Origin of the sequence: Pseudomonas sp. NBRC 111138, from assembly GCF_001320835.1 — a bacterium.
Classification (GTDB): domain Bacteria; phylum Pseudomonadota; class Gammaproteobacteria; order Pseudomonadales; family Pseudomonadaceae; genus Aquipseudomonas; species Aquipseudomonas paracarnis.
The window spans coordinates 37,949-62,466 of record NZ_BCBO01000047.1 but is presented as its reverse complement, the minus strand read 5'-3'; the positions used below and the strand labels follow the sequence as shown (position 1 = coordinate 62,466).

At 59.9% G+C, this 24,518-nt stretch carries 24 protein-coding genes; 16 read left to right on the top strand and 8 right to left on the bottom strand.

Features of this window, described 5'->3' with window-relative positions:
• Window positions 1-56: 56 nt before the first annotated feature.
• Window positions 57-1,448, bottom strand: a complete 1,392-nt coding sequence (locus APH41_RS08950) for a HAMP domain-containing sensor histidine kinase (RefSeq protein WP_034125702.1) — start codon at window positions 1,446-1,448, stop codon at window positions 57-59.
• Window positions 1,426-2,109 (bottom strand): response regulator transcription factor, encoded by a 684-nt coding sequence (locus tag APH41_RS08945; RefSeq protein WP_003191687.1) that lies wholly within the window; start codon window positions 2,107-2,109, stop codon window positions 1,426-1,428. Before APH41_RS08945 ends, APH41_RS08950 begins: the two co-directional genes overlap by 23 nt.
• Window positions 2,110-2,484: 375 nt before the next feature.
• Between APH41_RS08945 and APH41_RS08940 the strand changes: the two genes are divergently transcribed.
• Window positions 2,485-3,390: a hypothetical protein gene (locus APH41_RS08940; RefSeq protein ID WP_054897777.1), complete on the top strand. Its 906-nt coding sequence runs from the start codon at window positions 2,485-2,487 to the stop codon at window positions 3,388-3,390.
• Window positions 3,391-3,589: 199 nt separating this feature from the next.
• Here the strand turns inward: APH41_RS08940 and APH41_RS08935 are convergent, their stop codons facing one another.
• The gene (locus APH41_RS08935; protein WP_034125700.1) at window positions 3,590-4,498 is read right to left on the bottom strand and encodes a MurR/RpiR family transcriptional regulator; all 909 of its coding nucleotides are present in this window, start codon (window positions 4,496-4,498) and stop codon (window positions 3,590-3,592) included.
• A gap of 284 nt (window positions 4,499-4,782) precedes the next feature.
• On the opposite strand from APH41_RS08935, the gene iolC reads away from it, so the two are divergent.
• The 13 genes from iolC to APH41_RS08875 all read left to right on the top strand — a co-directional run bounded on the left by iolC (window position 4,783) and on the right by APH41_RS08875 (window position 18,840).
• The gene (gene iolC, locus APH41_RS08930; protein WP_054918521.1) at window positions 4,783-6,720 is read left to right on the top strand and encodes a 5-dehydro-2-deoxygluconokinase; all 1,938 of its coding nucleotides are present in this window, start codon (window positions 4,783-4,785) and stop codon (window positions 6,718-6,720) included.
• A gap of 148 nt (window positions 6,721-6,868) precedes the next feature.
• The gene (iolE, locus tag APH41_RS08925; RefSeq protein ID WP_054918519.1) at window positions 6,869-7,756 is read left to right on the top strand and encodes a myo-inosose-2 dehydratase; all 888 of its coding nucleotides are present in this window, start codon (window positions 6,869-6,871) and stop codon (window positions 7,754-7,756) included.
• A gap of 3 nt (window positions 7,757-7,759) precedes the next feature.
• Window positions 7,760-8,548, top strand: a complete 789-nt coding sequence (gene iolB, locus APH41_RS08920; RefSeq protein ID WP_054897780.1) for a 5-deoxy-glucuronate isomerase — start codon at window positions 7,760-7,762, stop codon at window positions 8,546-8,548.
• Between the two features lie 26 nt (window positions 8,549-8,574).
• Window positions 8,575-9,396, top strand: a complete 822-nt coding sequence (locus APH41_RS08915; RefSeq protein ID WP_054897781.1) for a TIM barrel protein — start codon at window positions 8,575-8,577, stop codon at window positions 9,394-9,396.
• A gap of 149 nt (window positions 9,397-9,545) precedes the next feature.
• Window positions 9,546-11,477 (top strand): 3D-(3,5/4)-trihydroxycyclohexane-1,2-dione acylhydrolase (decyclizing), encoded by a 1,932-nt coding sequence (gene iolD / locus APH41_RS08910; RefSeq protein ID WP_054918517.1) that lies wholly within the window; start codon window positions 9,546-9,548, stop codon window positions 11,475-11,477.
• Between the two features lie 19 nt (window positions 11,478-11,496).
• Window positions 11,497-12,507: a Gfo/Idh/MocA family protein gene (locus APH41_RS08905; RefSeq protein ID WP_054918515.1), complete on the top strand. Its 1,011-nt coding sequence runs from the start codon at window positions 11,497-11,499 to the stop codon at window positions 12,505-12,507.
• Window positions 12,508-12,657: 150 nt separating this feature from the next.
• Window positions 12,658-13,686: a Gfo/Idh/MocA family oxidoreductase gene (locus APH41_RS08900; protein WP_054897784.1), complete on the top strand. Its 1,029-nt coding sequence runs from the start codon at window positions 12,658-12,660 to the stop codon at window positions 13,684-13,686.
• Between the two features lie 126 nt (window positions 13,687-13,812).
• Window positions 13,813-13,989, top strand: coding sequence for a hypothetical protein (locus tag APH41_RS29035; RefSeq protein WP_177333557.1), 177 nt, complete (start codon window positions 13,813-13,815; stop codon window positions 13,987-13,989).
• A gap of 49 nt (window positions 13,990-14,038) precedes the next feature.
• Window positions 14,039-14,974, top strand: a complete 936-nt coding sequence (locus tag APH41_RS08895; RefSeq protein ID WP_054918513.1) for a sugar ABC transporter substrate-binding protein — start codon at window positions 14,039-14,041, stop codon at window positions 14,972-14,974.
• Window positions 14,975-15,038: 64 nt separating this feature from the next.
• Window positions 15,039-16,592 (top strand): sugar ABC transporter ATP-binding protein, encoded by a 1,554-nt coding sequence (locus APH41_RS08890; protein WP_034125691.1) that lies wholly within the window; start codon window positions 15,039-15,041, stop codon window positions 16,590-16,592.
• A 26-nt stretch (window positions 16,593-16,618) separates the two neighbouring features.
• On the top strand, window positions 16,619-17,641 hold the full coding sequence (locus APH41_RS08885) for an ABC transporter permease (protein ID WP_003191668.1): 1,023 nt from the start codon (window positions 16,619-16,621) through the stop codon (window positions 17,639-17,641).
• A gap of 433 nt (window positions 17,642-18,074) precedes the next feature.
• Entirely contained in the window at window positions 18,075-18,479 is a 405-nt protein-coding gene (locus APH41_RS08880) for a TraR/DksA C4-type zinc finger protein (protein ID WP_003191666.1), read from the top strand.
• Between the two features lie 157 nt (window positions 18,480-18,636).
• Window positions 18,637-18,840 (top strand): hypothetical protein, encoded by a 204-nt coding sequence (locus APH41_RS08875; protein ID WP_034125690.1) that lies wholly within the window; start codon window positions 18,637-18,639, stop codon window positions 18,838-18,840.
• Here APH41_RS08875 and APH41_RS08870 read toward each other — a convergent pair whose 3' ends face one another.
• The 3 genes from APH41_RS08870 to APH41_RS08860 all read right to left on the bottom strand — a co-directional run bounded on the left by APH41_RS08870 (window position 18,841) and on the right by APH41_RS08860 (window position 19,768).
• Window positions 18,841-19,083, bottom strand: coding sequence for a DUF2789 domain-containing protein (locus tag APH41_RS08870; protein WP_034125689.1), 243 nt, complete (start codon window positions 19,081-19,083; stop codon window positions 18,841-18,843).
• Window positions 19,084-19,151: 68 nt separating this feature from the next.
• Window positions 19,152-19,382, bottom strand: a complete 231-nt coding sequence (locus APH41_RS08865) for a hypothetical protein (RefSeq protein WP_034125688.1) — start codon at window positions 19,380-19,382, stop codon at window positions 19,152-19,154.
• A 110-nt stretch (window positions 19,383-19,492) separates the two neighbouring features.
• Complete coding sequence (locus APH41_RS08860) at window positions 19,493-19,768, bottom strand: hypothetical protein (RefSeq protein ID WP_032872432.1); 276 nt, start codon at window positions 19,766-19,768, stop codon at window positions 19,493-19,495.
• A gap of 394 nt (window positions 19,769-20,162) precedes the next feature.
• Between APH41_RS08860 and APH41_RS08855 the strand changes: the two genes are divergently transcribed.
• Together APH41_RS08855 and APH41_RS08850 are read left to right on the top strand one after the other, a co-directional pair.
• Entirely contained in the window at window positions 20,163-20,612 is a 450-nt protein-coding gene (locus APH41_RS08855; RefSeq protein WP_052199932.1) for a hypothetical protein, read from the top strand.
• A gap of 131 nt (window positions 20,613-20,743) precedes the next feature.
• Window positions 20,744-21,751: an ABC transporter substrate-binding protein gene (locus APH41_RS08850; protein ID WP_054918511.1), complete on the top strand. Its 1,008-nt coding sequence runs from the start codon at window positions 20,744-20,746 to the stop codon at window positions 21,749-21,751.
• Window positions 21,752-21,907: 156 nt separating this feature from the next.
• On the opposite strand, the gene APH41_RS08845 is transcribed toward APH41_RS08850, so the two are convergent.
• Entirely contained in the window at window positions 21,908-24,034 is a 2,127-nt protein-coding gene (locus APH41_RS08845; RefSeq protein WP_054918509.1) for a TonB-dependent siderophore receptor, read from the bottom strand.
• A gap of 91 nt (window positions 24,035-24,125) precedes the next feature.
• Entirely contained in the window at window positions 24,126-24,515 is a 390-nt protein-coding gene (locus APH41_RS08840; protein WP_034125684.1) for a DUF2946 domain-containing protein, read from the bottom strand.
• Window positions 24,516-24,518 lie beyond the last annotated feature (3 nt).

Below are 24,518 nucleotides of genomic sequence, written 5' to 3'. Positions count from 1 at the left end.
TTCCTGAATGAACGCGGCGTCTGTGAGTTTTTCGCGAGCAAGCTCGCTCCTACGTTCTATTCCGGCATCAGTTGCTGGCGGCATTCCAGCACCAGGCGGGCGCCGCCCAACTCACTGGTGCCGACCTCCAGCTTGAAGCCATGCAAGTTGATGATCGCCGCCACAATCGACAGGCCCAGCCCAAAGCCGCCTTGCTGATCACTCTCATCGACCCGATAGAAACGTTGGAACACCGACGCGCGCTCGGCAGCTGGAATGCCTGGCCCGGAGTCGAGCACTTCGATGCGCGTACTCCCAAGGTCGTTGACTGCTCGCAGGATCACCTTGCCATTGGGCGGGGTGAACTTGATCGAGTTACTCAGCAGGTTGGCCAGGGCTTCAAACAACAGCGCACGGTCACCGGTAATCCACGGCAGTGAGTCAGGCGCCTGCAGCACCAACTCCAGTTCGCCTTCTTCGGCCAGGGGCAGGTAGAAATCATGCAGTTCGCGCAGCAACGGCAGCGGGTCCAGCACCAGGAAGCCTGAGCGACGCTGATGGTCTTCCAGTTCCGAGATGCGCAGCAACCCGCGAAAACGCGCCATCAGCGTGTCGGTTTCGGCGATGGCGTCATCGAGTTTTACCGCGTGGGCCGAGTCTTCCTCGGCTTGTTGCTTGATGCGGTAAAGCTGGGCGCGCAAGCGAGTGAGCGGGGTGCGCAGGTCGTGGGCGATGTTGTCGCACACGCCCTTGACCTCGTTCATCAGTTTTTCGATGCGGTCGAGCATGGCATTGACGATGGCGGCGAGCATGTCCAGCTCGTCGCGCCGGTTGGACAGCGGCAACCGGTGCGTGAGGTCGCCGGCGACGATGGCCTCGGCGCTGGCCTGGATCCCGCGAATGCGCCGCAACGGGCGGCGGCGCAGCAGGTGCCAGCCGGCAGCGCCAGGAATGATGGTCAAGGACAGCGCCCACAGCAGGGCGTGCCAGATAATCCGCGTTACCCCGAACAACGAGCCGTTGGCGCGTACCAACACCAGCCAGCGGCCGTCTTCGGTGTGGGTGGCCACGGCGTCGCAGCTGTCCTTGGGCAGTTTGGGGTCATCGGATTGCACGCAATTGGTCAGGGCGTAAATCTTGCCATCCAGCGGCAGGTCGGGTGGTACGGCGCGGATCGGCCCGCTCAAGGGGCGAAATTGCTCATCGAACAGGCCATAGGCGTCAACACCCTTCATGTCGAAGGTCATGCTGGTGGTCAGCGCTTCCACCAGTTCTTCGCCGTCGAAACGCTGGAAAAGATGCTGGCGCTGCAACAGGGAATGGCGCGACAAGTCGCTGAGGTAGCCTGAGACCTCGTAGTACAGCACCCCCATGAGGATGCAACTCCACGCCACGAACAACGAACTGTACAGCGCCAGCAAGCGGCTGCTGGAAGAGCGCCAGCCTTTAGAGGGGTTCAGCAATGACATAGCCCGAGCCTCGTACCGTGCGGATCAGCGGCGTGAGGCCCGGTGGGTCGATTTTCTTGCGCAGACGGCCGATGTGCACGTCGATCAGGTTGGTGCCGGGGTCGAAGTGATAGCCCCAGACTTCCTCGAAAATCATCATCCGCGACAGGATCTGCCCGGTGTTGCGCATCAGGAATTCCAGCAGTTTGTATTCAGTGGGCAGCAGCGTCAGCGGCTGGTCGGCCCGGCTGGCTTCGCGGCTGATCAGGTTCAGTTCCAGGTCGGCCACGCGCAGAGCGGTTTCGAATTCCTGAACGGTGCTTTTACGCCGCAGCAGCACCTCGACACGGGCGGCCATTTCATCCGAGGCGAACGGCTTGGTCAGGTAGTCATCACCGCCGGCACGCAGGCCGCGCACGCGCTCGTCGACATCGGAGAGGGCGCTGATCATCAGGATCGGCGTAGACACCCCAATGGTGCGCAACGTGGTGACGATGGCCAGGCCATCCAGCTCGGGCAGCATGCGGTCGAGGGTGATCAGGTCGTAATCCCCACTCACGGCACGGACCAGGCCCTCGCGGCCGTTGTCCACCCAATCTACGTCCAGTCCATGGCTACTCAGCTCGGCGACAATCTCGCGGGCCGTTACGGCGTCATCCTCGATGGTCAAAATGCGGGTCATAGGATTACCTGGTGAGCGTTCACACTAGAAGTGACGACATTTTGCCAAGAAGTTGCTGAATGTTTCCTAAATAAAACTTCATCTTCTTCAAACCGACATCGCCCTGTGGGAGCTGGCTTGCCTGCGATGGCGGCTTACCTGCTGGCATATTCGTTGGCGGTCATGCCGCTATCGCAGGCAAGCCAGCTCCCACAGGGGAGTGCATTACGCCCGCCTAATATCGCCGTTTATTGCAACCTGCATGATCTGGCTAAGTTCAATTTAAATAAATCATTGAAATTAAAGGAATTTAATTTTAATCGCCGCTGGCACGCTGCCTGCACTGTCCGTTTTGAGACTTGTAACATCATTTTTCGTGCCTGGAGCAAAACAACAATGATCACATCCTCAACCACGCTGCAAGAGTCAAGCACGCTCTCCGGGGTTTCCTGGGGGGCGATTTTCGCCGGTGCCGCTGCGGCGGCTGCACTGTCATTGATCTTGGTATTGCTGGGCTTCGGCCTGGGCTTTTCGGCGGTGTCGCCTTGGGCTGACAGCGGTATCAGCGCCAAGGGCCTTGGCATTTCCACAATTGTCTGGCTAGCGTTCACCCAGATCGTTGCTTCGGGCCTGGGCGGTTACATCGCCGGTCGTTTGCGGGTGAAGTGGGCCAATATGCACGGGGACGAGGTGTACTTTCGCGACACCGCCCATGGCTTCCTGGCGTGGGCAGTGGCCACATTGATCACGGCGATGCTGGTGGTCGGCTCGGTCAGCAGTGTGGTCAGCGGCGGCGTGAAAGCTGGCGCCAGCGTGGCATCGGGCGCCGCCAGCGGCCTCACCCAAGCTGCTGGCAGCGCGGCAAAAGGTGCCGACAGTGGTGACTTCGGTTATTACGTCGACAGCCTGTTCCGCGATGATCGCCCAGCGGCGGTCAGCGATGATGCAGCCCACGCCGTGGTCGGTCGTATCCTGACGCGTACGTTGAGCAACGACGGCCAACTGGCAGCGGAAGATCGCGCCTACCTGGCCCAACTGATCAGCCAGCGCACCAACCTTAGCCAGGCCGATGCCGAAGCCCGTATCGACAAGGTCTATGGCGACGCGCGCAAGGCCGTTGAAGACGCCAAGCTCAAAGCCAAACAAGCCGCTGACACCGCTGCGAAAGTAGCGGCCTACACCTCGCTGTGGACCTTCGTGGCCCTGCTCATCGGTGCGTTCTTCGCCAGCTTCGCCGCCACCTTCGGCGGTCGCCGCCGGGATGCCGTGGTGTATGTCGAAACCGAAAACTACGTTCGTTAATTCAAGGAGAACATGATGCGCTCATTACTGCTGTGGTTCCTCGGCGTGCCGATTCCGGTGATCATCCTGATCGCGATTTTCATGCACTAATTGTAGGAGCGAGCTTGCTCGCGAAGAACTGCTGGGCGCCGCGTTCATTCAAAATGGCCGCGGCGTTCTTGCGTTTTTCGCGAGCAAGCTCGCTCCTACAGTTGGAGGTTCAGTCGTCGAACCCGACCTGTTCGTGAATCTCATCCACCTTGAGTTCCAACCGATACGCCACCGCAATAAACAGCGCCTGGCACAGGCACAGCGTGGCGCTCAGCGAGCGGAAAGCAAACGAGGAACCTTCATTGACCAACAACACCGCATTCGCCCGCTTGGCCAGGGGCGACAGGTTGCTGTCGGTGATGATCAGGGTCTTGGCCTGGTGATGCTGCGCGATGCGCAGGCAGTGCTGGGTCTCTTTGCCGTAGGGCGTGAAGCTGATGGCTATCACCAGGTCATTGGCGCGCACGCTGCGCATCTGCTCGCGATAACTGCCGCCTAGCCCCGAGATCAGGTGGATGCGCTTGTTGGTGTGCTGCAGGTTGTAGACCAGGTAGTCGGCCACCGCAAAGGAGCGGCGCACGCCGACCACGTAGATGTTGTCGGCATTGACTACCAGGTCCACGGCTTTCTCGAAGGCAGCGTCGTCCAACTCCAGCCCCAAGCGTTCGATGCCCGACAGGGTGGCGTTGACGCACTCGCGCGCCAGGTCGCCTCCGCTGGCCTTCTGGGACTTGTTGGCGATCATGCTGCGAATGCGCTGCTGGTAGTTTTGCACCGGCGTGGTCTTGTGCGTATACGCCTCGCGAAACAGCGCCTGCATCTCACTGAACCCGCTGAAACCGAAGCGCTGGGAAAACCGCACGATGGCCGAAGGGTGCACTTCGCATTCCCGGGCGATGTCGCTGATCCGGTCGACCATGATCCGGTCACTCTGCTGACTCATGTAGCTGGCGATACGCTTGAGCTGGCGCGGCAGGCTCTCGTATTCGTCGGTGATCAGCTGCAACAGGCGTTCGGCATTGATCGGAGGGCTGGCGATAGTTTCTTCCAGTGTGGTCTCGGGATCGGTGCGGGACATGGGCAATCCTTCTGGCGTGTTCGTCTGATGCGCTGATAGGTGGCGCAAGTCTACAGGGTAGGCGCAAAAAAATACCCCGGCATCACGGCCCGCGTGGTCTGCTGAAACGATGCATGGGCGCTGGCGTGCCACTATCCTGAGGTATTGGAAAAAATATTCCACTAAAAATAATTATGGAATAAATATTGATTGCTGCCAGCGGACGTTCTAGTCTGCTCCCACCAAGAGCGTTTGCCGTCGCCACGGCGGCACAACGCAGGCTGATAAAAATAACAGGAGCCAGCATGGGCCAGACTCGTTTTGCCAGTGGGCGTCAATTGGATCTGATTTGCCTCGGGCGCCTGGGCGTCGATCTTTATGCGCAGCAAGTCGGTGCGCGGCTTGAGGATGTGACCAGCTTCGCCAAGTATCTGGGCGGTTCTTCCGCCAATATCGCTTTCGGCACGGCCAGGCTTGGGCTCAAGTCGGCGATGCTGAGCAGGGTGGGTGATGACCATATGGGCCGTTTCCTGGTGGAATCTCTGGCCCGTGAAGGCTGTGATGTCAGCGGCATCAAGGTCGACCCGGAGCGCCTCACCGCCCTGGTGCTGCTGGGCCTCAAGGACCGCGAAACCTTCCCTCTGGTGTTCTACCGCGAAAACTGCGCCGACATGGCCCTGCGCGCCGAAGACATCAGCGAAGCCTTTATTGCCTCCAGCAAAGCGCTGTTGATCACCGGTACGCATTTCTCCACCGACGGCGTGTACAAAGCCAGCCTCCAGGCCCTGGATTACGCGGCCAGGCACAACGTCAAGCGCGTGCTGGACATCGACTACCGCCCTGTGTTGTGGGGCTTGGCAGGCAAGGCCGATGGTGAAACCCGTTTCGTCGCCGACCAGAATGTGAGCCAGCATGTGCAGAAGATCCTGCCGCGTTTCGACCTGATCGTCGGCACCGAGGAGGAGTTCCTGATTGCCGGCGGCAGTGAAGACCTGCTCACGGCCCTGCGCACCGTGCGTGAACTGACCCCGGCCACCCTGGTGGTCAAGCTCGGCCCTCAGGGCTGCACGGTGATTCACGGCGCAATTCCGGCGCGCCTGGAAGACGGGGCCATCTATCCTGGCGTGCGGGTTGAAGTGCTCAACGTGTTGGGTGCCGGTGATGCTTTTATGTCGGGCTTCCTCAGCGGCTGGATCAATGACGCCAGCGATGAGCGTTGCAGCCAGTTGGCCAATGCCTGTGGCGGCCTGGTGGTATCGCGCCACGCCTGTGCGCCAGCGATGCCGACCCCCGCCGAACTCGATTACCTGTTCAACAGCCCCGTGCCCATCACCCGGCCGGACCAGGACGTGACCCTGCAACGCCTGCACCGTGTCACGGTGCCGCGCAAAGCCTGGAAGCAACTGTTCGTCTTTGCCTTCGACCACCGCTGGCAATTGGTGGAGCTGGCGCAAAAAGGCGGCCAGGCCCCTGAGCGTATCAGCGACATCAAGCAGTTGTTTATCCAGGCCATCGAACGCGTCGAGCGAAAACTCACCGAGCAGGGCGTCGAGGCGGATGTGGGCCTGCTCGCCGACCAACGCTTTGGCCAGGATGCACTCAACGCCGCCAGCGGTCGCGGCTGGTGGATCGCTCGCCCGGTGGAAGTGCAGAACTCGCGGCCCCTGGCGTTCGAGCACGGGCGTTCGATCGGCAGCAACCTGATTGCCTGGCCCCAGGAACAGATCATCAAGTGCCTGGTGCAATTTCACCCCGATGACGAGCCGATGCTGCGCCTGGAACAGGAAGCGCAACTCAAGGCGGTGTACGAGGCGTCGCTGGTCAGTGGCCACGAACTGCTGCTGGAAGTCATCCCACCCAAGGATCACCCGTCCACCTACCCGGACGTGCTCTACCGCAGCCTCAAGCGCCTGTACAACCTTGGCATTTACCCGGCCTGGTGGAAGATCGAAACCCAATCGGCCGCAGACTGGAAAAAGCTCGACGAACTGATCCAGGAGCGCGACCCCTACTGCCGTGGCGTGGTGTTGCTGGGCCTGAATGCTTCCCCCGAGTTTCTCGCCGATGGCTTCAAGCAAGCCAGCCAGAGCAGCACATGCCGTGGGTTTGCCGTGGGCCGCACGATCTTCCACGAGCCGAGCCGGGCGTGGATGGCGGGGGAGATTGATGATGAAACGCTGATCCAGCAGGTGCAGGCGACCTTCGAACAGCTCATCAATGCCTGGCTCAGCGCCCGACGGTAAATACGATCAAATGTGGGAGCTGGCTTGTCTGCGATAGCAATCTATCAGTTGCAAATGTACTGCCTGACACACTGCTATCGCAGGCAAGCCAGCTCCCACACAAAGCAGATCCCAGTGAATTCTGAAGATAAAAACAAAAGGTGCAGCCATGCCCGCAATCCGAATTGGCATCAACCCGATCTCCTGGAGCAACGACGACCTCCCGGCCCTCGGCGGTGAGACCCCGCTGAGCACGGCCCTGAGCGAAGGCAAGGACATCGGCTACGAAGGTTTTGAACTCAACGGCAAATTCCCCAAGGATGCCAAGGGCGTCGCTGACGTGCTGCGTCCTTATGACCTGGCGCTGGTGTCCGGTTGGTACTCCAGCCGTCTGGCCCACTGTTCGGTGGCTGAAGAAATCGAGGCGATTGCCGCCCATGTCGAACTGCTCAAACACAACGGCGCCTCGGTGCTGGTGTACGGCGAAGTGGCCGACTCGATCCAGGGCTCGCGCATCCGCCTGATCGAACGCCCGCGTTTTCACAGTGAACAGGCCTGGCAGGCTTACGCCGACAAGCTTACCGAGCTGGCGCGTTTCACCTTGTCCCAGGGCGTGCGCCTGGCCTATCACCACCATATGGGGGCGTACGTCGAATCCCCCGAGGACATCGACCAGTTGATGAAACGCACGGGCCCGGAAGTCGGCTTGCTGTTCGATTCGGGCCACTGCTACATGGGCGGCGGCGAACCCATCGAGGTGCTGCGCAAGCATATCGACCGCGTCTGCCATGTGCATTTCAAGGATGTACGCAAACCCGTGGTGCAACTGGCGCGTAACCAGATGTGGAGCTTCCCGGACTGCATCGTCAACGGCACTTTTACCGTGCCCGGCGATGGTGATATCGACTTCGCACCGTTGCTGGATATGTTGCTCGCGGCGAACTACAAGGGCTGGCTGGTGGTAGAAGCCGAGCAGGACCCGGCCGTGGCGCCCAGCTATATCTACGCGAAGAAGGGTTACGACACCCTGCGTGCGCTTCTCAACCAGAGGACTTGAGTGATGAGCTTGTTGGTCAAAAGCAGCAAACGCGGGCAAACCATGGTTGCCCTGGAGGCGGGTCGCCTGGAGTACGTAGGCTTTGCCGCGTACCGCCTGAGCCTGGGTGAAACCCTGCCGGTCAGTGCGGGCGATCAGGAACTGTGCCTGGTGCTGCTCAGCGGTCGGGTGACGATCGAAGGCTCGGGTTTCAGTTGGCAGAACCTCGGTGATCGCCAGTCGGTGTTCGAAGACAAGTCACCGTTCGCCGCCTATTTGCCGCCGGGCACTGACGCCCGAGTCACGGCCCTGAGCGACGTGCAGATTGCCGTCTGCGCAGCGCCGGGTGCTACGGGTTTTGCCCCGCGCTTGATCCGCCCCGAGCAGTGCAAGCGCAGTGTGCGCGGCAAAGGCGCCAATACCCGTTACGTGTGCGACATCCTGCCCGACAGCGAGCCGGCTCATTCGCTGCTGGTGGTGGAAGTGCGCACGCCGTCGGGGCATTCTTCCAGCTACCCGCCGCACAAGCACGACACCGACGACCTGCCGCACCAGAGCTTTCTGGAAGAGACCTACTACCACCAAGTCAACCCGCCTCAGGGCTTCGTGTTCCAGCGCGTGTACACCGACGATCGCAGCATCGACCAGGCGATGGCCGTGGAAAACAGTGACCTGGTGGTGGTGCCCAAGGGCTATCACCCGGTCAGCGTGCCGTATGGCTACGAGTCTTATTACCTGAACGTGATGGCCGGCCCCAAGCGTGCCTGGCATTTCCATAACGACCCGCAGCACAGCTGGCTGCTGGACCTGTAAACGGTGTTGCACGGAGAACAAAAACAATGAAGTCGCCGCTACGTTTTGCCCTTAACCGCATGGTCGCCCCCAACCTGTCCCTGCCAGATTTCATCCAGTTGGCGGCGGCTCTCAACTGCGAGGCCATTGAGATCCGCAACGACCTCAAGAACCGTGAAATCGAATACGGCACACCCGCCAGCCGCGTGCGTGAATTGTGCGCAGCGCAGGGCATCAAGGTGCTGTCGATCAACGCGCTGTACCCCTTCGATGTGTGGAATGACGAACGCCGTGCCCAGGCAATCGAACTGGCCACCTACGCCCGTGAGTGCGGGGCCGAAGGCTTGGTGATGTGCCCGTTCAATCAGCCTGGCGATACGCGCAACGACGCGCAGCGCGCGGCTGGTTTGCGCACGGCGTTGAGCGAGCTGGCGTTGATCCTGCGCGAGTACGGGATTCTGGGTTTTATCGAGCCCCTGGGCTTCACCGTATCCGCCCTGCGCCGCAAGCGCGTGGCAGTGGATGCAATCAAGGCCATCGGCGGCCTGGATGTATTCCGGGTGGTGCACGACACCTTTCACCATCACCTGGCCGGCGAGCATGAGTTCTTCCCGGAACTGACCGGGCTGGTGCACATCTCCGGGGTGGAAGACCGCGAGGCGCCGCTGGACTCGATCCGCGACGGCCACCGCGTGCTGGTGGGCGAGGACGATATCCTCGGGAATGCGGCGCAGATCGACACCTTGCTGAGCACCGGCTACAGCGGCTATCTGTCGTTCGAACCGTTTGCCGAAAGCGTGCACGGGTTGGCGGATATCCGGCAGGCGTTGGGCAGCAGCATGGCGTATTTGCAAAAGCCCTTGCCATAACGCGATCAAAAATGTGGGAGCTGGCTTGCCTGCGATAGCGGTGTGTCAGGCAATACCTGTGCAACTGATAGACCGCTATCGCAGGCAAGCCAGCTCCCACAGTGGATCGGTGTTGAACATTCCAATTGCATTCATACAAGGTGCAAGTGATGACCACAACAAGATTGACCATGGCCCAGGCCCTGGTGAAGTTCCTGGACAACCAATACATCGAAGTCGACGGCGTACAGAGCAAGTTTGTCGCCGGGGTCTTCACTATTTTCGGGCATGGCAATGTGTTGGGCCTCGGTCAGGCTCTGGAGCAGGACAGCGGCGACCTGGTGGTGCATCAGGGCCGCAATGAGCAAGGCATGGCCCACGCTGCTATCGGGTTCGCCAAGCAGCACCTGCGCCGCAAGATCTATGCGTGCACGGCCTCGGTCGGGCCGGGTGCGGCCAATATGATCACCGCCGCAGCGACTGCCACCGCCAACCGCATCCCGTTGCTGCTCTTGCCCGGCGATGTCTATGCTAGCCGTCAGCCCGACCCGGTGTTGCAGCAGATCGAGCAGTTCCACGACCTGAGCATCAGCACCAACGACGCCTTCCGCTCCGTGAGCAAATACTGGGACCGCATCAACCGTCCCGAGCAACTGATGACCGCGGCGATCCATGCCATGCGCGTGCTGACCGACCCGGCTGAAACCGGCGCGGTGACCCTGGCCTTGCCCCAGGATGTACAAGCCGAAGCCTGGGACTACCCCGACTATTTCCTGCAAAAACGCGTGCACCGCATCGACCGACGCCCGGCCACCAGCGCCATGATCGGCGATGCGCTGGCTGCGTTTCGCGGCAAGCGCAAGCCGCTGATCATTTGCGGCGGCGGGGTCAAATACTCCGGCGCCAACCAGGCACTGCAAGCCTTTGCCGAGCGTTTCGATATTCCTTTCGCGGAAACCCAGGCGGGCAAGAGCGCCGTGGTGTCCAGCCATCCGCTGAACGTCGGCGGCATCGGCGAAACCGGCTGCCTGGCGGCTAACCTGCTGGCGCCTGAGGCCGACCTGATTATTGGCATCGGCACTCGTTATACCGACTTCACCACCTCGTCAAAATCGCTGTTCAAGCACCCCGAGGTGAAGTTTCTCAACCTCAATATCAGCCCCTGCGATGCTTTGAAGCTGGACGGTGTGCAAGTGCTGGCCGATGCGAAAGTTGCGCTTGAAGCACTGGCCGATGCCCTGGGCGATTACCGTTCGGGCTGGGGCGAGCAGATCGCCGACGCCAAGGCGCAATTCGACGCTGAAGTGGACCGCGTGCATCAGGTGCACTACCAGGGCGATGAGTTTGTCCCCGAAGTCGACGACCACCTGGACCGTGCCGTGCTGCGGGAATTCATCGAGCTGACCGGTTCGTGCCTGACCCAGAGCGCTGTGCTCGGCGTGCTCAATGCACGCCTGGCCGATGACGCAATCATCGTGGCCGCCGCCGGCAGCCTGCCCGGCGATTTGCAGCGTGCCTGGCGCAGCAAGGGCGTCAACACCTACCACGTCGAGTATGGCTATTCATGCATGGGCTACGAGATCAACGCCGCCCTGGGTGTGAAGCTGGCCGAGCCGAGCAAGGAGGTGTACGCCCTGGTTGGGGATGGCTCCTACATGATGCTGCACTCGGAGCTGGCCACCTCGATCCAGGAGCGTCGCAAGATCAACGTGGTGCTGTTGGACAACATGGCGTTCGGTTGCATCAACAACCTGCAGATTGGCAATGGCATGGACAGCTTCGGCACCGAGTTCCGCTACCGCAACCCCGAGAGCGGCAAGCTCGACGGTGGCCTGGTGCCGGTGGACTTCGCCATGAGCGCAGCGGCCTACGGTTGCAAGACCTACAAGGTCAGCACGCTGGAACAGCTGGAAGCGGCGTTGGCGGATGCCCGCACGCAAAGCGTCTCCACGCTGATCGATATCAAGGTGCTGCCCAAGACCATGATCCACGGCTACCTGTCGTGGTGGCGGGTGGGTGTGGCCCAAGTGTCCACCAGTGAACGTACGAATGCAGCGGCAAAAAAACTCAATGAACACCTGGCCCAGGCCCGGCAGTACTAACAACAAGAGGAGTGTTTGCATGTCTTTGAAACTTGGAGTGATTGGTACGGGCGCCATTGGCCGGGACCATATTCGTCGTTGCAGCCAGGCCTTGCTCAACAGCCAGGTGGTGGCCGTCACCGATATCAACCTTGAGCAGGCGGCCCAGGTGGTGGCGGACTTGAAGCTGGACGCCGAGGTGTACCCGGACGGCCATGCATTGATCAACGCGCCAGAGGTCGAAGCGGTACTGGTGACGTCCTGGGGGCCGAGCCACGAAGAGTTTGTGCTGGCCGCGATTGCTGCCGGCAAACCGGTGTTCTGTGAAAAACCGCTGGCGGTGACGGCCCAGGGCTGCCGCAACATTGTCGAGGCCGAAGTGGCACACGGTAAGCGCCTGGTCCAGGTGGGTTTCATGCGCCCGTACGACCAAGGCTATCGTGCCCTCAAGTCGGTGATCGACAGCGGCCAGATTGGCGAGCCGTTAATGCTGCACTGCGCGCACCGTAACCCCACGGTGGGCGAGAACTACAACACCGGCATGGCGATCACCGACACCCTGATCCATGAGTTGGACGTGCTGCGTTGGCTGCTCAACGACGACTATGTGTCCGTGCAGGTGGTGTTCCCGCGCAAGACCAGCAAGGCGCTGGCGCACCTGCGCGACCCGCAGATCGTGCTGCTGGAAACTGCCAAAGGCACGCGTATCGACGTGGAAGTGTTTGTGAACTGCCAATACGGCTACGACATCCAGTGCGAAGTGGTAGGGGAGAGCGGCATCGCCAGGTTGCCGGAACCATCTCAGGTGCAACTGCGCAGCGACGCGAAGCTGTCCAACGCAATCCTGATGGATTGGAAGGATAGGTTTATCGGTGCCTATGACGTGGAGTTGCAGGCGTTTATCGACAGCGTGCTGGCCGGGCAGGTCGGCGGGCCGTCGGCCTGGGATGGGTTTGCGGCGGCGGTGGCGGCGGATGCGTGTATTGAAGCCCAGGGCAGTGGGCAGATTGTGAAAGTCAGCCTGCCGGATCGCCCGCGCTTCTACGGCTAACTCACTGCAGAAAAGTGGTTGACACTGTGGGAGCTGGCTTGCCTGCGATAGCGGTCTATCAGTGACAGATTGATTGCCTGACTCACTGCTATCGCAGGCAAGCCAGCTCCCACAGTTGATTGGGTTTCCAAATCAATTCTGGAGTTGAGCATGCGAATCGGACTAGTGGGCTACGGCCACGGCGGGCGCTTTTTTCATGCGCCGTTGATTGCCACCCTGCCTGGCGCCACCTTTGTCGGCGTGGTGACGCGTTCACCCGAACGTCGCAAGCAACTGAGTACTGACCTTCCGGGTGTCAAAGCCTTCGACTCCATCGGCCAGATCGTCGAAGCCGGCGTCGATGCCCTGGTGATTTCCACCACCCTCAAAGGTCGCCCGGCCCTGGTGCTGGAAGCCATCGAGCACGGGGTAGCGGTGGTCAGCGATAAACCCTTTGCCGCCAATGCCGAACAAGCCCAGGCCCTGATTACCGCTGCCGAGCGCCAGGGCTCGCTGCTCAGCGTCTACCAGAATCGGCGCTGGGATTCGGATTACCTGACCCTGCGCAAACTGATCGACGCTGGCGCCCTGGGCACCATCACCCGCTTTGAATCCCGCGTGGAACGTTACAGTCCGCAGGCCGTGGGCAATGCCAGCGGTGGCGGCTGGCTGCGTGACCTGGGCAGCCATCTGGTGGACCAGGCGTTGCAACTGTTCGGCCCGGTGGAGCGGGTGTTCGCTCAATTGCACTACACACCAGAACATCCCACGGTGGACCACGGCTTCTTTGTCTCCCTCACCCATGCCAATGGCGTGATTTCGCACCTGTGGGGCAACGCGTTGCAGAACAGCCAGGCGCCGCGATTTCGCGTCAGTGGCAGCCTGGGCTGCTACACCGTCGACGGATTGGATGGCCAGGAAGAAGCGCTGCTGGCCGGCAAGTCACCGAAAACCGAAGGTGAACACTGGGGCGCCGAGGAGCATCGACGCTGGGGCTGGTTTGAGCAAGGGCCGGAGCGTGAGCGGGTGCCGTCGGAGAAGGGCTGCTGGCCCCAATTCTATCGGCAGTTGCAAGCGGCCGTGGTGGGGCAGGGGCCGCTGCCGGTCAATGCCTATGACGCCCTGGAAACCACCCGTATATTGGACGCCGCGCGCCTGAGTGCCGAGCGCCAGCAGGTGGTTTCGACGAAAATAGAATAAAATTCTAAAACAGGTTGATATGGAAATTATTTTCTAATACAGTCTTTTCCAGGTTGCATAAAGTACGTCCCGGAACCTACGGGCGACTCAACAAAAACAAGATCAAAAACAACCAGGTACCGTCAGATGAAAATCTTCAACGCTGTACTGCGAGTTTTACGCCCCCTCCAAGCGCCAAGCGGACTGCCCCGCGCCCGGCCGTTCTACTTCTCCTTCCTGAATGTGCTGTGCGTCGAAAACCAGGGCGCGCTGGTGTGCTGCATTCCAGGCGCGCCGGTGGTGCGACTGACAGCCGAGTCCTGATCAACGCAACGTCGAAGAAAACCAACAAGAAAGTGGAGACAGACCGTTCATGAAGACCCCGATCCGTTTTACCGCCCTGGCCTTGTCCATGCTGCTGGCCAGTGGCGTTGTCGGCGCCGCCGATCTCAAGGTGGGCGTGACGATGTCCGCGTTCGATGACACCTTCCTCACCTACCTGCGCGAGGATATGGATAAGCAAGCCAAGTCCTATCCAAAAGGTGATGGCGTGCAGCTGCAATTCGAAGATGCCCGCGCCGATGTGGTCAAGCAATTGAGCCAGGTCGAGAACTTCATCAGCCAGAAGGTCGACGCGATTATCGTCAACCCGGTCGATACCGCGTCGACCAAGAACATCATCAGTGCCGCCACCAAGGCGGGTATACCGCTGGTGTTCGTCAACCGCCGCCCCGACCAGAAAGACTTGCCCAAGGACGTGGTGGCCGTGACCTCCGATGACGTCGAGGCCGGCCGCCTGCAAATGCAATACATCGCCGAAAAACTCGGCGGCAAGGGCAAGATCGTGATCCTTTTGGGTGACCTGGCGAACAACTCCACCACCAATCGCACCAAGGGCGTGAAGGAAGTGCTGGCCAAGTACCCGGACATCAAGATCGAGCAGGAACAGACCGGCATTTGGTTGCGTGACAGGGGCATGACCCTGGTCAACGACTGGCTGACCCAGGGCCGGGAGTTCAATGCGGTGCTGGCCAACAACGATGAGATGGCGATCGGGGCGTCCATGGCCCTGAGATCGGCCGGCAAGGAAAAAGGCAGCGTGTTGATTGCCGGTGTCGACGGCACGCCCGATGGCTTGAACGCGATCACCAAGGGCGACATGACCGTGTCGGCCTTCCAGGACGCCAAGGGCCAGGCGGTAGGTTCGGTGGAGGCAGCGCGCAAGATGGCCAAGAAGGAGCCGGTCGAGCAGAACGTGGTGATCCCGTTCCAGTTGATCACCCCGGACAACGTCAAAGACTTCAAGTAGCCCCGACATAACAACAAAAGCTGGCAGGGCGGTCACGGCCGCCCTGCAGATGGAGTACCTCCCTATGCTTGCTCAAGCCGCCACGTCTCAGCCCGCCGCCCACCCGGCGCTGGCGCTGGACGAACCCTACCTGCTGGAAATCCTCAACATCAGCAAAGGCTTTCCCGGTGTCGTGGCCCTGGACGATGTGCAGCTGCGGGTGCGCCCCGGCACGGTGCTGGCGTTGATGGGCGAGAACGGTGCGGGCAAGTCGACGCTGATGAAAATCATCGCCGGCATCTACCAGCCCGACGCCGGCGAAATTCGCCTGCGTGGCAAGCCGATCACCTTTGAAACGCCGCTGGCCGCGCAAAAGGCCGGGATCGCGATGATCCATCAGGAACTCAACCTGATGCCCCATATGAGCATCGCCGAGAACATCTGGATAGGCCGCGAACAGCTCAACAGCCTGCACATGGTCAACCACCGCGAAATGCACCGCTGCACCGCCGAGTTGCTGGCGCGCCTGCGCATCAACCTCGACCCCGAAGAACAGGTCGGCAACCTGAGCATTGCCGAACGGCAGATGGTCGAGATTGCCAAGGCAGTGTCCTACGACTCCGACATCCTGATCATGGATGAACCCACCTCGGCCATTACCGACAAGGAGGTGGCCCACCTGTTTTCGATCATTGCCGACCTCAAGTCCCAGGGCAAAGGCATCGTCTATATCACCCACAAGATGAACGAAGTGTTCGCCATCGCCGATGAAGTGGCGGTGTTCCGCGACGGCCAATACATCGGCTTGCAACGGGCCGACAGCATGAACAGCGACAGCCTCATCTCGATGATGGTCGGGCGTGAATTGAGCCAGCTGTTCCCGGTGCGCGAAACGCCTATTGGTGAGCTGTTACTGTCGGTGCGCGACCTGAGCCTGGACGGCGTATTCAAGGACGTATCGTTCGACCTGCACGCCGGCGAGATCCTCGGTATCGCCGGGCTGATGGGCTCCGGGCGCACCAACGTGGCGGAAACCATTTTTGGTATCACCCCAAGTTCCAGCGGGCAAATCACCCTGGACGGCAAGGCGGTGCGCATTACCGACCCGCATATGGCCATTGAGAAAGGCTTTGCGCTGTTGACCGAAGACCGCAAGCTCAGCGGCCTGTTCCCGTGCCTGTCGGTGCTGGAGAACATGGAGATGGCGGTGTTGCCGCACTATTCGGGCAACGGTTTTATCCAGCAGAAAGCCTTGCGTGCCCTGTGTGAAGACATGTGCAAGAAGCTGCGGGTGAAAACCCCGTCACTGGAGCAATGCATCGACACCTTGTCCGGCGGTAATCAGCAAAAGGCCTTGCTGGCGCGCTGGCTGATGACCAACCCACGCTTGCTGATCCTGGATGAGCCGACGCGTGGTATCGATGTGGGCGCCAAGGCTGAGATCTATCGCTTGATCGCCTTCCTCGCCAGCGAGGGCATGGCGGTGATCATGATTTCTTCCGAACTGCCCGAAGTGCTCGGCATGAGCGACCGGGTGATGGTGATGCACGAAGGTGAACTGATGGGCACCCTGGATCGCGCCGAGGCGACCCAGGAAAAAGTCATGCAGTTGGCTTCCGGGATGACCGCAGTCCACTGATCTATAGAATAAGAAGGTGATGGGTTATGAACGCAATAACAGACAACAAGCCGGCAACCGCGCCGGTCAAGAACCGTCGACGCATGCCCACCGAGCTGAGTATCTTCCTGGTGCTGATCGGTATCGGCCTGGTGTTTGAATTGTTCGGCTGGATCGTGCGCGACCAGAGCTTTCTGATGAACTCCCAGCGTCTGGTGCTGATGATCCTACAGGTGTCGATCATCGGCCTGCTGGCCATCGGTGTGACCCAGGTGATCATCACCACGGGCATCGACTTGTCGTCCGGCTCGGTGCTGGCCTTGTCAGCGATGATCGCCGCCAGCCTGGCGCAGACCTCCGACTTTTCCCGGGCGGTGTTTCCGTCCCTCACCGACTTGCCGGTGTGGATCCCGGTGGCGATGGGTTTGGGCGTAGGGCTTTTAGCGGGGGCAATCAACGGCAGCATTATCGCGGTCACCGGCATCCCGCCGTTTATCGCAACCCTGGGCATGATGGTCTCGGCCCGTGGCCTGGCACGCTATTACACCGAAGGCCAGCCGGTGAGCATGCTCTCGGACTCCTACACAGCGATCGGCCATGGCGCGATGCCGGTGATTATCTTCCTGGTGGTGGCGGTAATCTTCCACATTGCCCTGCGTTACACCAAGTATGGCAAGTACACCTATGCCATCGGCGGCAATATGCAGGCGGCGCGTACTTCGGGGATTAACGTCAAGCGTCACCTGATCATCGTCTATAGCATCGCCGGTCTCCTGGCGGGCCTGGCCGGCGTGGTGGCCTCGGCACGTGCAGCGACGGGGCAGGCCGGCATGGGCATGTCCTACGAGCTGGACGCGATTGCCGCCGCAGTGATCGGCGGCACCAGCCTGGCCGGTGGAGTAGGGCGCATCACCGGCACGGTGATCGGCGCGCTGATCCTCGGCGTCATGGCCAGCGGGTTTACCTTTGTCGGGGTGGATGCGTATATCCAGGACATCATCAAGGGCCTGATCATTGTGGTGGCGGTGGTGATCGATCAATACCGCAACAAGCGCAAGCTCAAGCGCTGAGTACCTGCCCTTGTAGGAGCGAGCTTGTGTGGCGAGCAAGCTTGCTTGCGGCGGGCGAAGCCCCCCCAAAAAGCCGGAGACTGCTGCGCAGTCGGCGGGAGCAAGCTCCCTCGCCACAGCAAGCTCGCGCCTACAGGGGATCAGGCACTTTCAACCGTTTGTCTTCTATATAGCTCCACAACACTGAATTTCTTGCTATAAACGCACTCCGATGACCGTTCGCCAAGCCCGTCCTGGTGCTTTTGGGGGTTGATCGGGAAAAAATGCCTGTCTTTTCAGTTGCTGCGCCCTCAAGTCGGCCTTAGACTGCCGCCCCTCGTAAATTGAGTGCCGGGTGGCGCTTGGAATGGATGGCGCCCTTCCGAGACCTGCACAGGTCGGCCGGAACGCTCCCTAATTCGCCTTAATGCACGTATTTTTTATAGAGAAATCAATGACAAAGGAAAAGTTGCTGGCCATGCCGGCGGATGACTACATGAATGCCGAACAGCACGCTTTTTTCGAGAAGTTGCTGCAAGACATGAAGGTGGAGCACCACGAGCGCATTGAGCAGAACCGTATCGCCATTGAGAGCCTGGACACCCCGGCCGACCCGGCTGACGCGGCTTCTGTCGAAGAAGAGCGCACCTGGCTGGTAAACGCCATTGACCGCGACCAGCGCATGCTGCCGCAACTTGAGCGTGCTCTGGAACGCATCAAGGAAGATTCCTTTGGCTGGTGTGACGACAGCGGCGAGCCTATCGGCCTCAAGCGCCTGCTGATCAGTCCTACCACCAAGTACTGCATCGAAGCGCAAGAGCGCCACGAGCAGATCGACAAGCACCAGCGTCAAGCCTGATGCGGTGAAGGGGGCGGCTCTCTAGCTGGCCGCCCTGGATCGGCATTGTTGCTGTTTATGCAATGAAGCTATTCCGTGGATAGCTTTTTCCAACTGGAATAAAGCCGTAGCATGGCCAACATTGTTAGCCAGCTAACTAATGCTGCGGAGAAGCTCCATGCAAAACAAAGTCGATGTGGCCGTAATGATCGGCAGTGGCGTACCCCAAACCCTGCGAGCCCTGGGCCAGCGAGCTTGCTGGGTGGTGTTGCTCAACGGTGAGCAGCGCGGCACTGCATTCGCCAGCCGGGACGAGGCGCAGGAATGCCAGGCTGCCTGGCAAGCGCTATTGCGCAGGGAAGCGTCAGACAGCCTGCATTGATCAAGCGCGGGGAGGCTCATGCAGCAACGCATTGAGGTCATCCACTGCGGGAGCCCATTCTGCGTCGACCTGCAATTGTTCCCTGAGGAAGTTCGCCTGCTGTTCGCTCCAGAATGGCGCGTCGATGAGTTTTACATCATCGGGCAGTCGATGTTCGGCGGTAAAACGTTCGATGGCTTCCTGGCTGGAATCCAGCCCCAGTTGTTCGAACAGGGTTTCAAGGGTTGGGGTGGTGGTGTCCATAGCGTTCTCCATGCGGGCTTATCGTCATGCATGTGAGGGGCAGGGCACGCCAGAGTTCTATCGGATTGTCAGGTATTGAGCGCGCCGCAATCCACGGCGGTTTTCAGTGCCTTGGCCGCCTCTTTGCCAGCCACGGCCGCTGCGTCGGCGGTTTTGAACCAGCGGTCTTTCTCCACCTGGTGCGCGGTGACCTTGTTCAGCGGTGGTTTTGCTCGCATGATGATGACCGCTTGAAACTCACCGTCTACTTCCCTCGCATCGCCGTGGATAATAAATTCGCCAATATCAAATTCCGTCACGTATGGCTTTCCCTTCAAGGTAACTGCGTTGATGAAACCTGACCCGCGGGGGGCAAACTTCCATGGACAGGCCAGTATGGCAGTTGTTGAGGGGCAGTGGCGCGGTAAAGTCATCCAGGCGACGAAACGATCCCGCCGCCTGAGGCGTATAGCTTGGCTTCAAGGGACTTGGCCAGTTCGCAGGCTTTGATGTGATCGCTGCGAAACCCCTTGATCTTGCCGCTGGGCACTTCAAGAATATGAAAAAAGTTCTTTCCTGCGGGTACAACTTGGTAAAGCACCGAATTGGAGTACCCATTCAGGTTCAGCAGGCAGTAGTATTGCTGTTCGTCGGGACATGGTGAACGAGTGTGGAAAGACGTAGCGTCGTGTTGACGTCGTTGCATGCTCAGCTCCTGTCGATCGATCCTGATAGCTTGTCTGCGTTGTTTCGGGTGGTTTTCACCCTGGTTGCTGTTCTAGTATTGTCGTCGGTAGTTCGTGACTGGTTCCATGCCCAGATGTTTTTTTGTGTTGGGGTGTCGGAAAACTGCATTTTTAATTGGGTTATTCTCTGAAGTCGGCAGACCCGTATTCTCGGGTCGTTGAACCTGTGATTTGCTGTATCGCGGTTGACTTCCCATGAGGTCCGCCGTTGAGGTTTGTACTAGCCTTACGAGTTCTCTTCAGTTTTTTAATGACTCTGTATCGTGTCGTAACGGCCATTTTTTGTGCTGTTCGCTTTGGCGGTCAGTGCTTTTTTGATGTGGGGGCGTTTCCTTGGCAGTCAGTAATCTGGATATGCACGCGTTATTCGTGCTGGGTGATTTGCGCGCAAAGTTGGTCAAGCAGTTTCAATCTCGGTTTGTCTACGTCACTGAACAGACGCCGGAAGGTATTTATATCGCCGAAATCGATACCGAAACGGCGCTGGTCGTGGACGACAAGCCACGTCTGGAACTCAAAGTAGGTGACCATTTTCGCGCAGCGGTATTACCCAGCCGCGAAGGTGGCAAGTTCGAATTGAGGTTTCGCGATATCAAGTTGACCGTCTACGGCCTCGGCGACTATGCCTTTGTGTCGTCGAACGAAGGCCAGGGTATTGTGTTCAAGGAAGGCCACAGCGTGATGCTGGTATTCGCCGCCCATGAGCAATTGCAGGAAGGGTTGACCAAGACCCTGAAGGCCGTGACTGGCAAAGCCGCCAAATGGCGCAAGGGTGAACTGGTGACCTTCAAGGCCAGCGAGTAGGCGATAAATACGCTGTGCATCTTTGTCTTTTGGAACCTCTACTACAGTTGAGTTGACTTAACTATTCAGAGGCTTCGCGCATTCGCAGCAAAGCCGTTCGCCATGACTGCGAAAACGCGAGGTGCACAGGCATGAAAGGATTGAAGTCACTGCTGGCGGCGGGCCTGACGACCCTGAGTCTGTCATTGCCGGTATCGGCTGCCCAGGCACCGGTGCATTTTGCCGACCTGAACTGGGAAAGCGGCAGCCTGATCACTGAAGTACTGCGTTTTATCGTCGAGAAGGGCTATGACCTGCCCACTGACACCTTGCCTGGTACCACCATTACCCTGGAAACCGCCCTGGCCAAGAATGACATCCAGGTGATCGGCGAGGAATGGGCAGGCCGCAGCCCGGTATGGGTCAAGGCTGAAGCCGAAGGCAAGGTGGCGGGCCTTGGCGATACCGTCAAAGGCGCGACCGAAGGCTGGTGGGTGCCGGAATACGTGGTCAAGGGTGACCCCTCCAAAGGGCTAAAACCCCTGGCTCCAGATCTGAAAAGCGTGCAGGACCTGGCGCGCTACAAGGACGTGTTCAAGGACCCTGAATCTCCGGGCAAGGGGCGTTTTCTGAACAGCCCCATTGGCTGGACCTCCGAAGTGGTCAACAAACAGAAGCTCAAGGCTTATGGCCTGGACGACAGCTATGTGAACTTCCGCAGCGGTTCGGGGGCGGCGCTGGATGCGGAGATTGCCTCGTCGATTCGCCGGGGCAAGCCCGTGCTGTTCTATTACTGGTCGCCGACCCCGTTGATGGGGCGCTATAAATTGATCCAGCTGGAAGAACCGCCATTTGATGCAGATGCGTGGAAGACCCTGACTGACGCAGACAATCCGAACCCGAAGCCGACACGCTCATTGGCTTCCAAGCTGAGCATTGGCGTGTCGACGCCGTTCCAGCAGGAACATCCACAGATTGCCCAGTTCTTCGAGAAGGTCGAGTTTCCCATCGAGCCGCTTAACAAAGCCTTGGCGACGATGAGCGAGCACCACACGCCGCCTCGGGAGGTGGCCCAGGCGTTTCTCAAGGAACATCCGCAGGTGTGGAAGGCATGGTTGACGGAAGATGTGGTGCAGAAGGTCGAGGCGAGCCTCAAGTAACCGGGGTCTTTGTATCGAGTGAAGATCAAGATGTGGGAGCTGGCTTGCCTGCGATGACTGAGTGTCAGACAACATATTTTTATGCTGACCCACCGCTATCGCAGGCAAGCCAGCTCCCACCTTCAATTGCATTTCAAGTCAACGGTCGTTGCAGCGTTAGAACTTGGTCTGTACGGCCAGCTCAAAGGTCCTCGGTGATCCCAGATAGTACGCCGGCGACACATGGGCAAACTCGGCATACACCTCGTTAGTCAGGTTACGTACGCGCCCGGTTACCGAGGTATGCGCATCCACCTTATAGCGCAGGAAGGTGCCGAACAGCGTATAGGCCGGTACGGTCTGGGTGTTGGCATTGTCTGCATACACCTGGGCGACATAGCGCGCATCCACCCCGCCTTGCCAATCCTCGGCAAAGTCATAGGTCAACCACAGGTTGCCCACGCGCTTGGGCACGTTGGTTGGCGTATTGCCCTTGCGCGACACCACGGCGCCGCTGGCGATTTTCTCGTTGAACTCATCGTACTGCGCGTCCACCCAGGCGAAGTTGCCTTCGGCCAATAGCCTCGGCGTGATGCGCAACGAACTGGCCAGTTCGATGCCCTTGGACGACTGCGCGCCCACCGGGATGCTGCTGGTCGGGTCCAGCGGGTCGGTGACGGCGAAGTCCTTGCGTTCGATCCTGTACGCGGCGACCGTGGCGGAACCGCGGCCTTCCAGGTAATCGAACTTGCTGCCGATTTCCCATTGCTTGCCGGTGGACACGTCGAACACCTGTGTAGTGGTGTTGGGCTGTTCGACGGCGGTGCTGTATTGCACATAGACGTTGGCGGAGGGGATGAACTGATAGGTCAGGCCCACCCGGCCCGTTACCGGCTCCCAACTGCGCTTGAAGTGTCGCGGGTTGGTGGCGGTGATCGTACGATGGTTGGTCACGTCCAGATCGATGGCGTCATAGCGCAGGCCGGTCAGCAGCGAGAGCTTATCCGTCAGTCCCAGACGGTTTTCCACGAACAGTGCCTTGGTCGTCACCTGGTTGGTCTTGTCCTTGACGAAACCCGGTTGTGTACCGGGAATATCATAGAAGTGCCCCGGGTCGTAGTGGTTCGGGTCTACGGTACTTTTGCCCGGCACGTTCAACGGGCTGTTAGTGGTGCTGTTGATCTTGTACTCAAAACCCCCGGACCAGGTGGTAGCGAGGCCGAAGACGCTCGTGTCATGGCGCAGTTCGAACTGGTTGCCGTTCTGCTCGCCCTGATGCCGCACCTGATAGGCTGTCGAGCGGTTCACCGCGCTGTTGTCGGCGTTGTATTGGTAGGTCTCCAGGTTGCGGTAGTCGCGCTGGCTGTCGAGGTGATAGAGGGTGTTTTTCAGTGTGGTGCTGTCGTTGATCCGGTAGTCGATGATCGAGCGTGCCCAGATCGTACGTTGCTCATAACGGCCGTCGGCTACGTTGTAGTTATTGAAGCGGTTGTGCTTGTCGATCTTCAGCTCACCGGCCTTGGGGTTGAGCACCGGCGTGCCCCAATACGGGCTGTCTTCATGCTCGTCCTGATACTCCAGCGCCAGGGTGTGGGACAGGTTCGGGGTGAGGTCGCTGAGCAGGGAAAACGCCACGCTCCAGGCATCGCGCTGGTCGCGGTCGATGTAGCTGTGATTGGTGTTGCGGCTCACATCCAGGCGGGCGTAGTGCTGCACCTCGGCGCCGGGTTCGGTCAGCGCATGGTTGAGGCCGAACGCCATACCGGCGGTGTCGTAACTGCCATAGCTCAGTTGGCCCTCGATGGCCTGTTCCTCGCGGCTTGCCAGCTTGGTCACGTAGTTCAGCGAGCCACCCACTGAGCCTGCGCCGTTGATCAGGGAGGAGGGGCCGCCTACCAGTTCGACGCGGTCATAGATCCACGCATCCACCGGCCGCGCCAGGCCTGTGGCGACATTGATACCGTTGAACATCTGGGTAATCTGGCTGCTGGTAAACCCTCGGTAGGAGACAAACCCGCCAAACCCAGGCGGCGCGCTGGCGTTGACGCCGGGCAGGGTATTGGCCGCATCGCGGAAGGTCTTGGCGCCGTGGCGCTCGATATCGTTGCGGTTAGCAATGGCCACCGACGCCGGGGTTTCCCGCACGCTCAGGCCCAGGCGCGAGGCCATGCCGCTGGATTGGTCCAGAGCCAGCCCAGGCTCGGCACTTTGCTCGCCGTCAATGGTGGTTGGCGCCAACTCAAGGGCCGAGGCGCAAACAGGCAGGCAGCCGAACAGGCCCGCCAACAGGGGTAAATGTTTCATGGTTGAATCCTGAAAACTTGGCTCGAAAACAACGCACTGCTCCCCGTACTCCTTACGGAAACGAAGCGGTGCAGATCAGAACGCGCAGGGATCAGGCGAAGGCAGGTGGCGCGCGCGGATTAGCCGCAGGCCAGGTGAAGCGGGCGGGAATGTCGGCGGCGAGCACCACCGCTGCGGGCGGCGCATGGGGTTGCGGCAGGACTGCCACATTCAGGTGGGAGTTGAGCGCCGGGCCCATGCCGCCGGTAGAGCACAGCGGGCAACCAAACGCCTTCGACAGCGTTGGCAGGCTCTCATCCGTAGAATTGCTGGGCAGCGGCGCCTGGGTACGTGGGTCCACCGTACAGAACTGGCCGCTGATGCCGTTGAGCTGCATCCCCACCATCTGCCCATGACCAATGCTGCAGGCGAACACATTGAACAGGACGCAGCAGTAGAGCGTCCAGGCAATGAGTGAGCGGTCGGCACGGGCGAGTTTCATGGG

Bases quoted from the DNA above. Each gene is read 5' to 3' on its own strand.
- APH41_RS08880 (WP_003191666.1), top strand. From the start codon at position 18,075: ATGACAAAGGAAAAGTTGCTGGCCATGCCGGCGGATGACTACATGAAT.
- APH41_RS08850 (WP_054918511.1), top strand. From the start codon at position 20,744: ATGAAAGGATTGAAGTCACTGCTGGCGGCGGGCCTGACGACCCTGAGT.
- APH41_RS08915 (WP_054897781.1), top strand. From the start codon at position 8,575: ATGAAGTCGCCGCTACGTTTTGCCCTTAACCGCATGGTCGCCCCCAAC.
- iolD (WP_054918517.1), top strand. From the start codon at position 9,546: ATGACCACAACAAGATTGACCATGGCCCAGGCCCTGGTGAAGTTCCTG.
- iolC (WP_054918521.1), top strand. From the start codon at position 4,783: ATGGGCCAGACTCGTTTTGCCAGTGGGCGTCAATTGGATCTGATTTGC.
- APH41_RS08845 (WP_054918509.1), bottom strand. From the start codon at position 24,034: ATGAAACATTTACCCCTGTTGGCGGGCCTGTTCGGCTGCCTGCCTGTT.
- APH41_RS08885 (WP_003191668.1), top strand. From the start codon at position 16,619: ATGAACGCAATAACAGACAACAAGCCGGCAACCGCGCCGGTCAAGAAC.
- APH41_RS08855 (WP_052199932.1), top strand. From the start codon at position 20,163: ATGCACGCGTTATTCGTGCTGGGTGATTTGCGCGCAAAGTTGGTCAAG.
- APH41_RS08940 (WP_054897777.1), top strand. From the start codon at position 2,485: ATGATCACATCCTCAACCACGCTGCAAGAGTCAAGCACGCTCTCCGGG.
- APH41_RS08890 (WP_034125691.1), top strand. From the start codon at position 15,039: ATGCTTGCTCAAGCCGCCACGTCTCAGCCCGCCGCCCACCCGGCGCTG.
- APH41_RS08900 (WP_054897784.1), top strand. From the start codon at position 12,658: ATGCGAATCGGACTAGTGGGCTACGGCCACGGCGGGCGCTTTTTTCAT.
- APH41_RS08895 (WP_054918513.1), top strand. From the start codon at position 14,039: ATGAAGACCCCGATCCGTTTTACCGCCCTGGCCTTGTCCATGCTGCTG.
- APH41_RS08875 (WP_034125690.1), top strand. From the start codon at position 18,637: ATGCAAAACAAAGTCGATGTGGCCGTAATGATCGGCAGTGGCGTACCC.
- APH41_RS08870 (WP_034125689.1), bottom strand. From the start codon at position 19,083: ATGGACACCACCACCCCAACCCTTGAAACCCTGTTCGAACAACTGGGG.
- APH41_RS29035 (WP_177333557.1), top strand. From the start codon at position 13,813: ATGAAAATCTTCAACGCTGTACTGCGAGTTTTACGCCCCCTCCAAGCG.
- APH41_RS08945 (WP_003191687.1), bottom strand. From the start codon at position 2,109: ATGACCCGCATTTTGACCATCGAGGATGACGCCGTAACGGCCCGCGAG.
- APH41_RS08935 (WP_034125700.1), bottom strand. From the start codon at position 4,498: ATGTCCCGCACCGATCCCGAGACCACACTGGAAGAAACTATCGCCAGC.
- APH41_RS08905 (WP_054918515.1), top strand. From the start codon at position 11,497: ATGTCTTTGAAACTTGGAGTGATTGGTACGGGCGCCATTGGCCGGGAC.
- APH41_RS08950 (WP_034125702.1), bottom strand. From the start codon at position 1,448: ATGTCATTGCTGAACCCCTCTAAAGGCTGGCGCTCTTCCAGCAGCCGC.
- iolB (WP_054897780.1), top strand. From the start codon at position 7,760: ATGAGCTTGTTGGTCAAAAGCAGCAAACGCGGGCAAACCATGGTTGCC.
- APH41_RS08840 (WP_034125684.1), bottom strand. From the start codon at position 24,515: ATGAAACTCGCCCGTGCCGACCGCTCACTCATTGCCTGGACGCTCTAC.
- APH41_RS08860 (WP_032872432.1), bottom strand. From the start codon at position 19,768: ATGCAACGACGTCAACACGACGCTACGTCTTTCCACACTCGTTCACCA.
- iolE (WP_054918519.1), top strand. From the start codon at position 6,869: ATGCCCGCAATCCGAATTGGCATCAACCCGATCTCCTGGAGCAACGAC.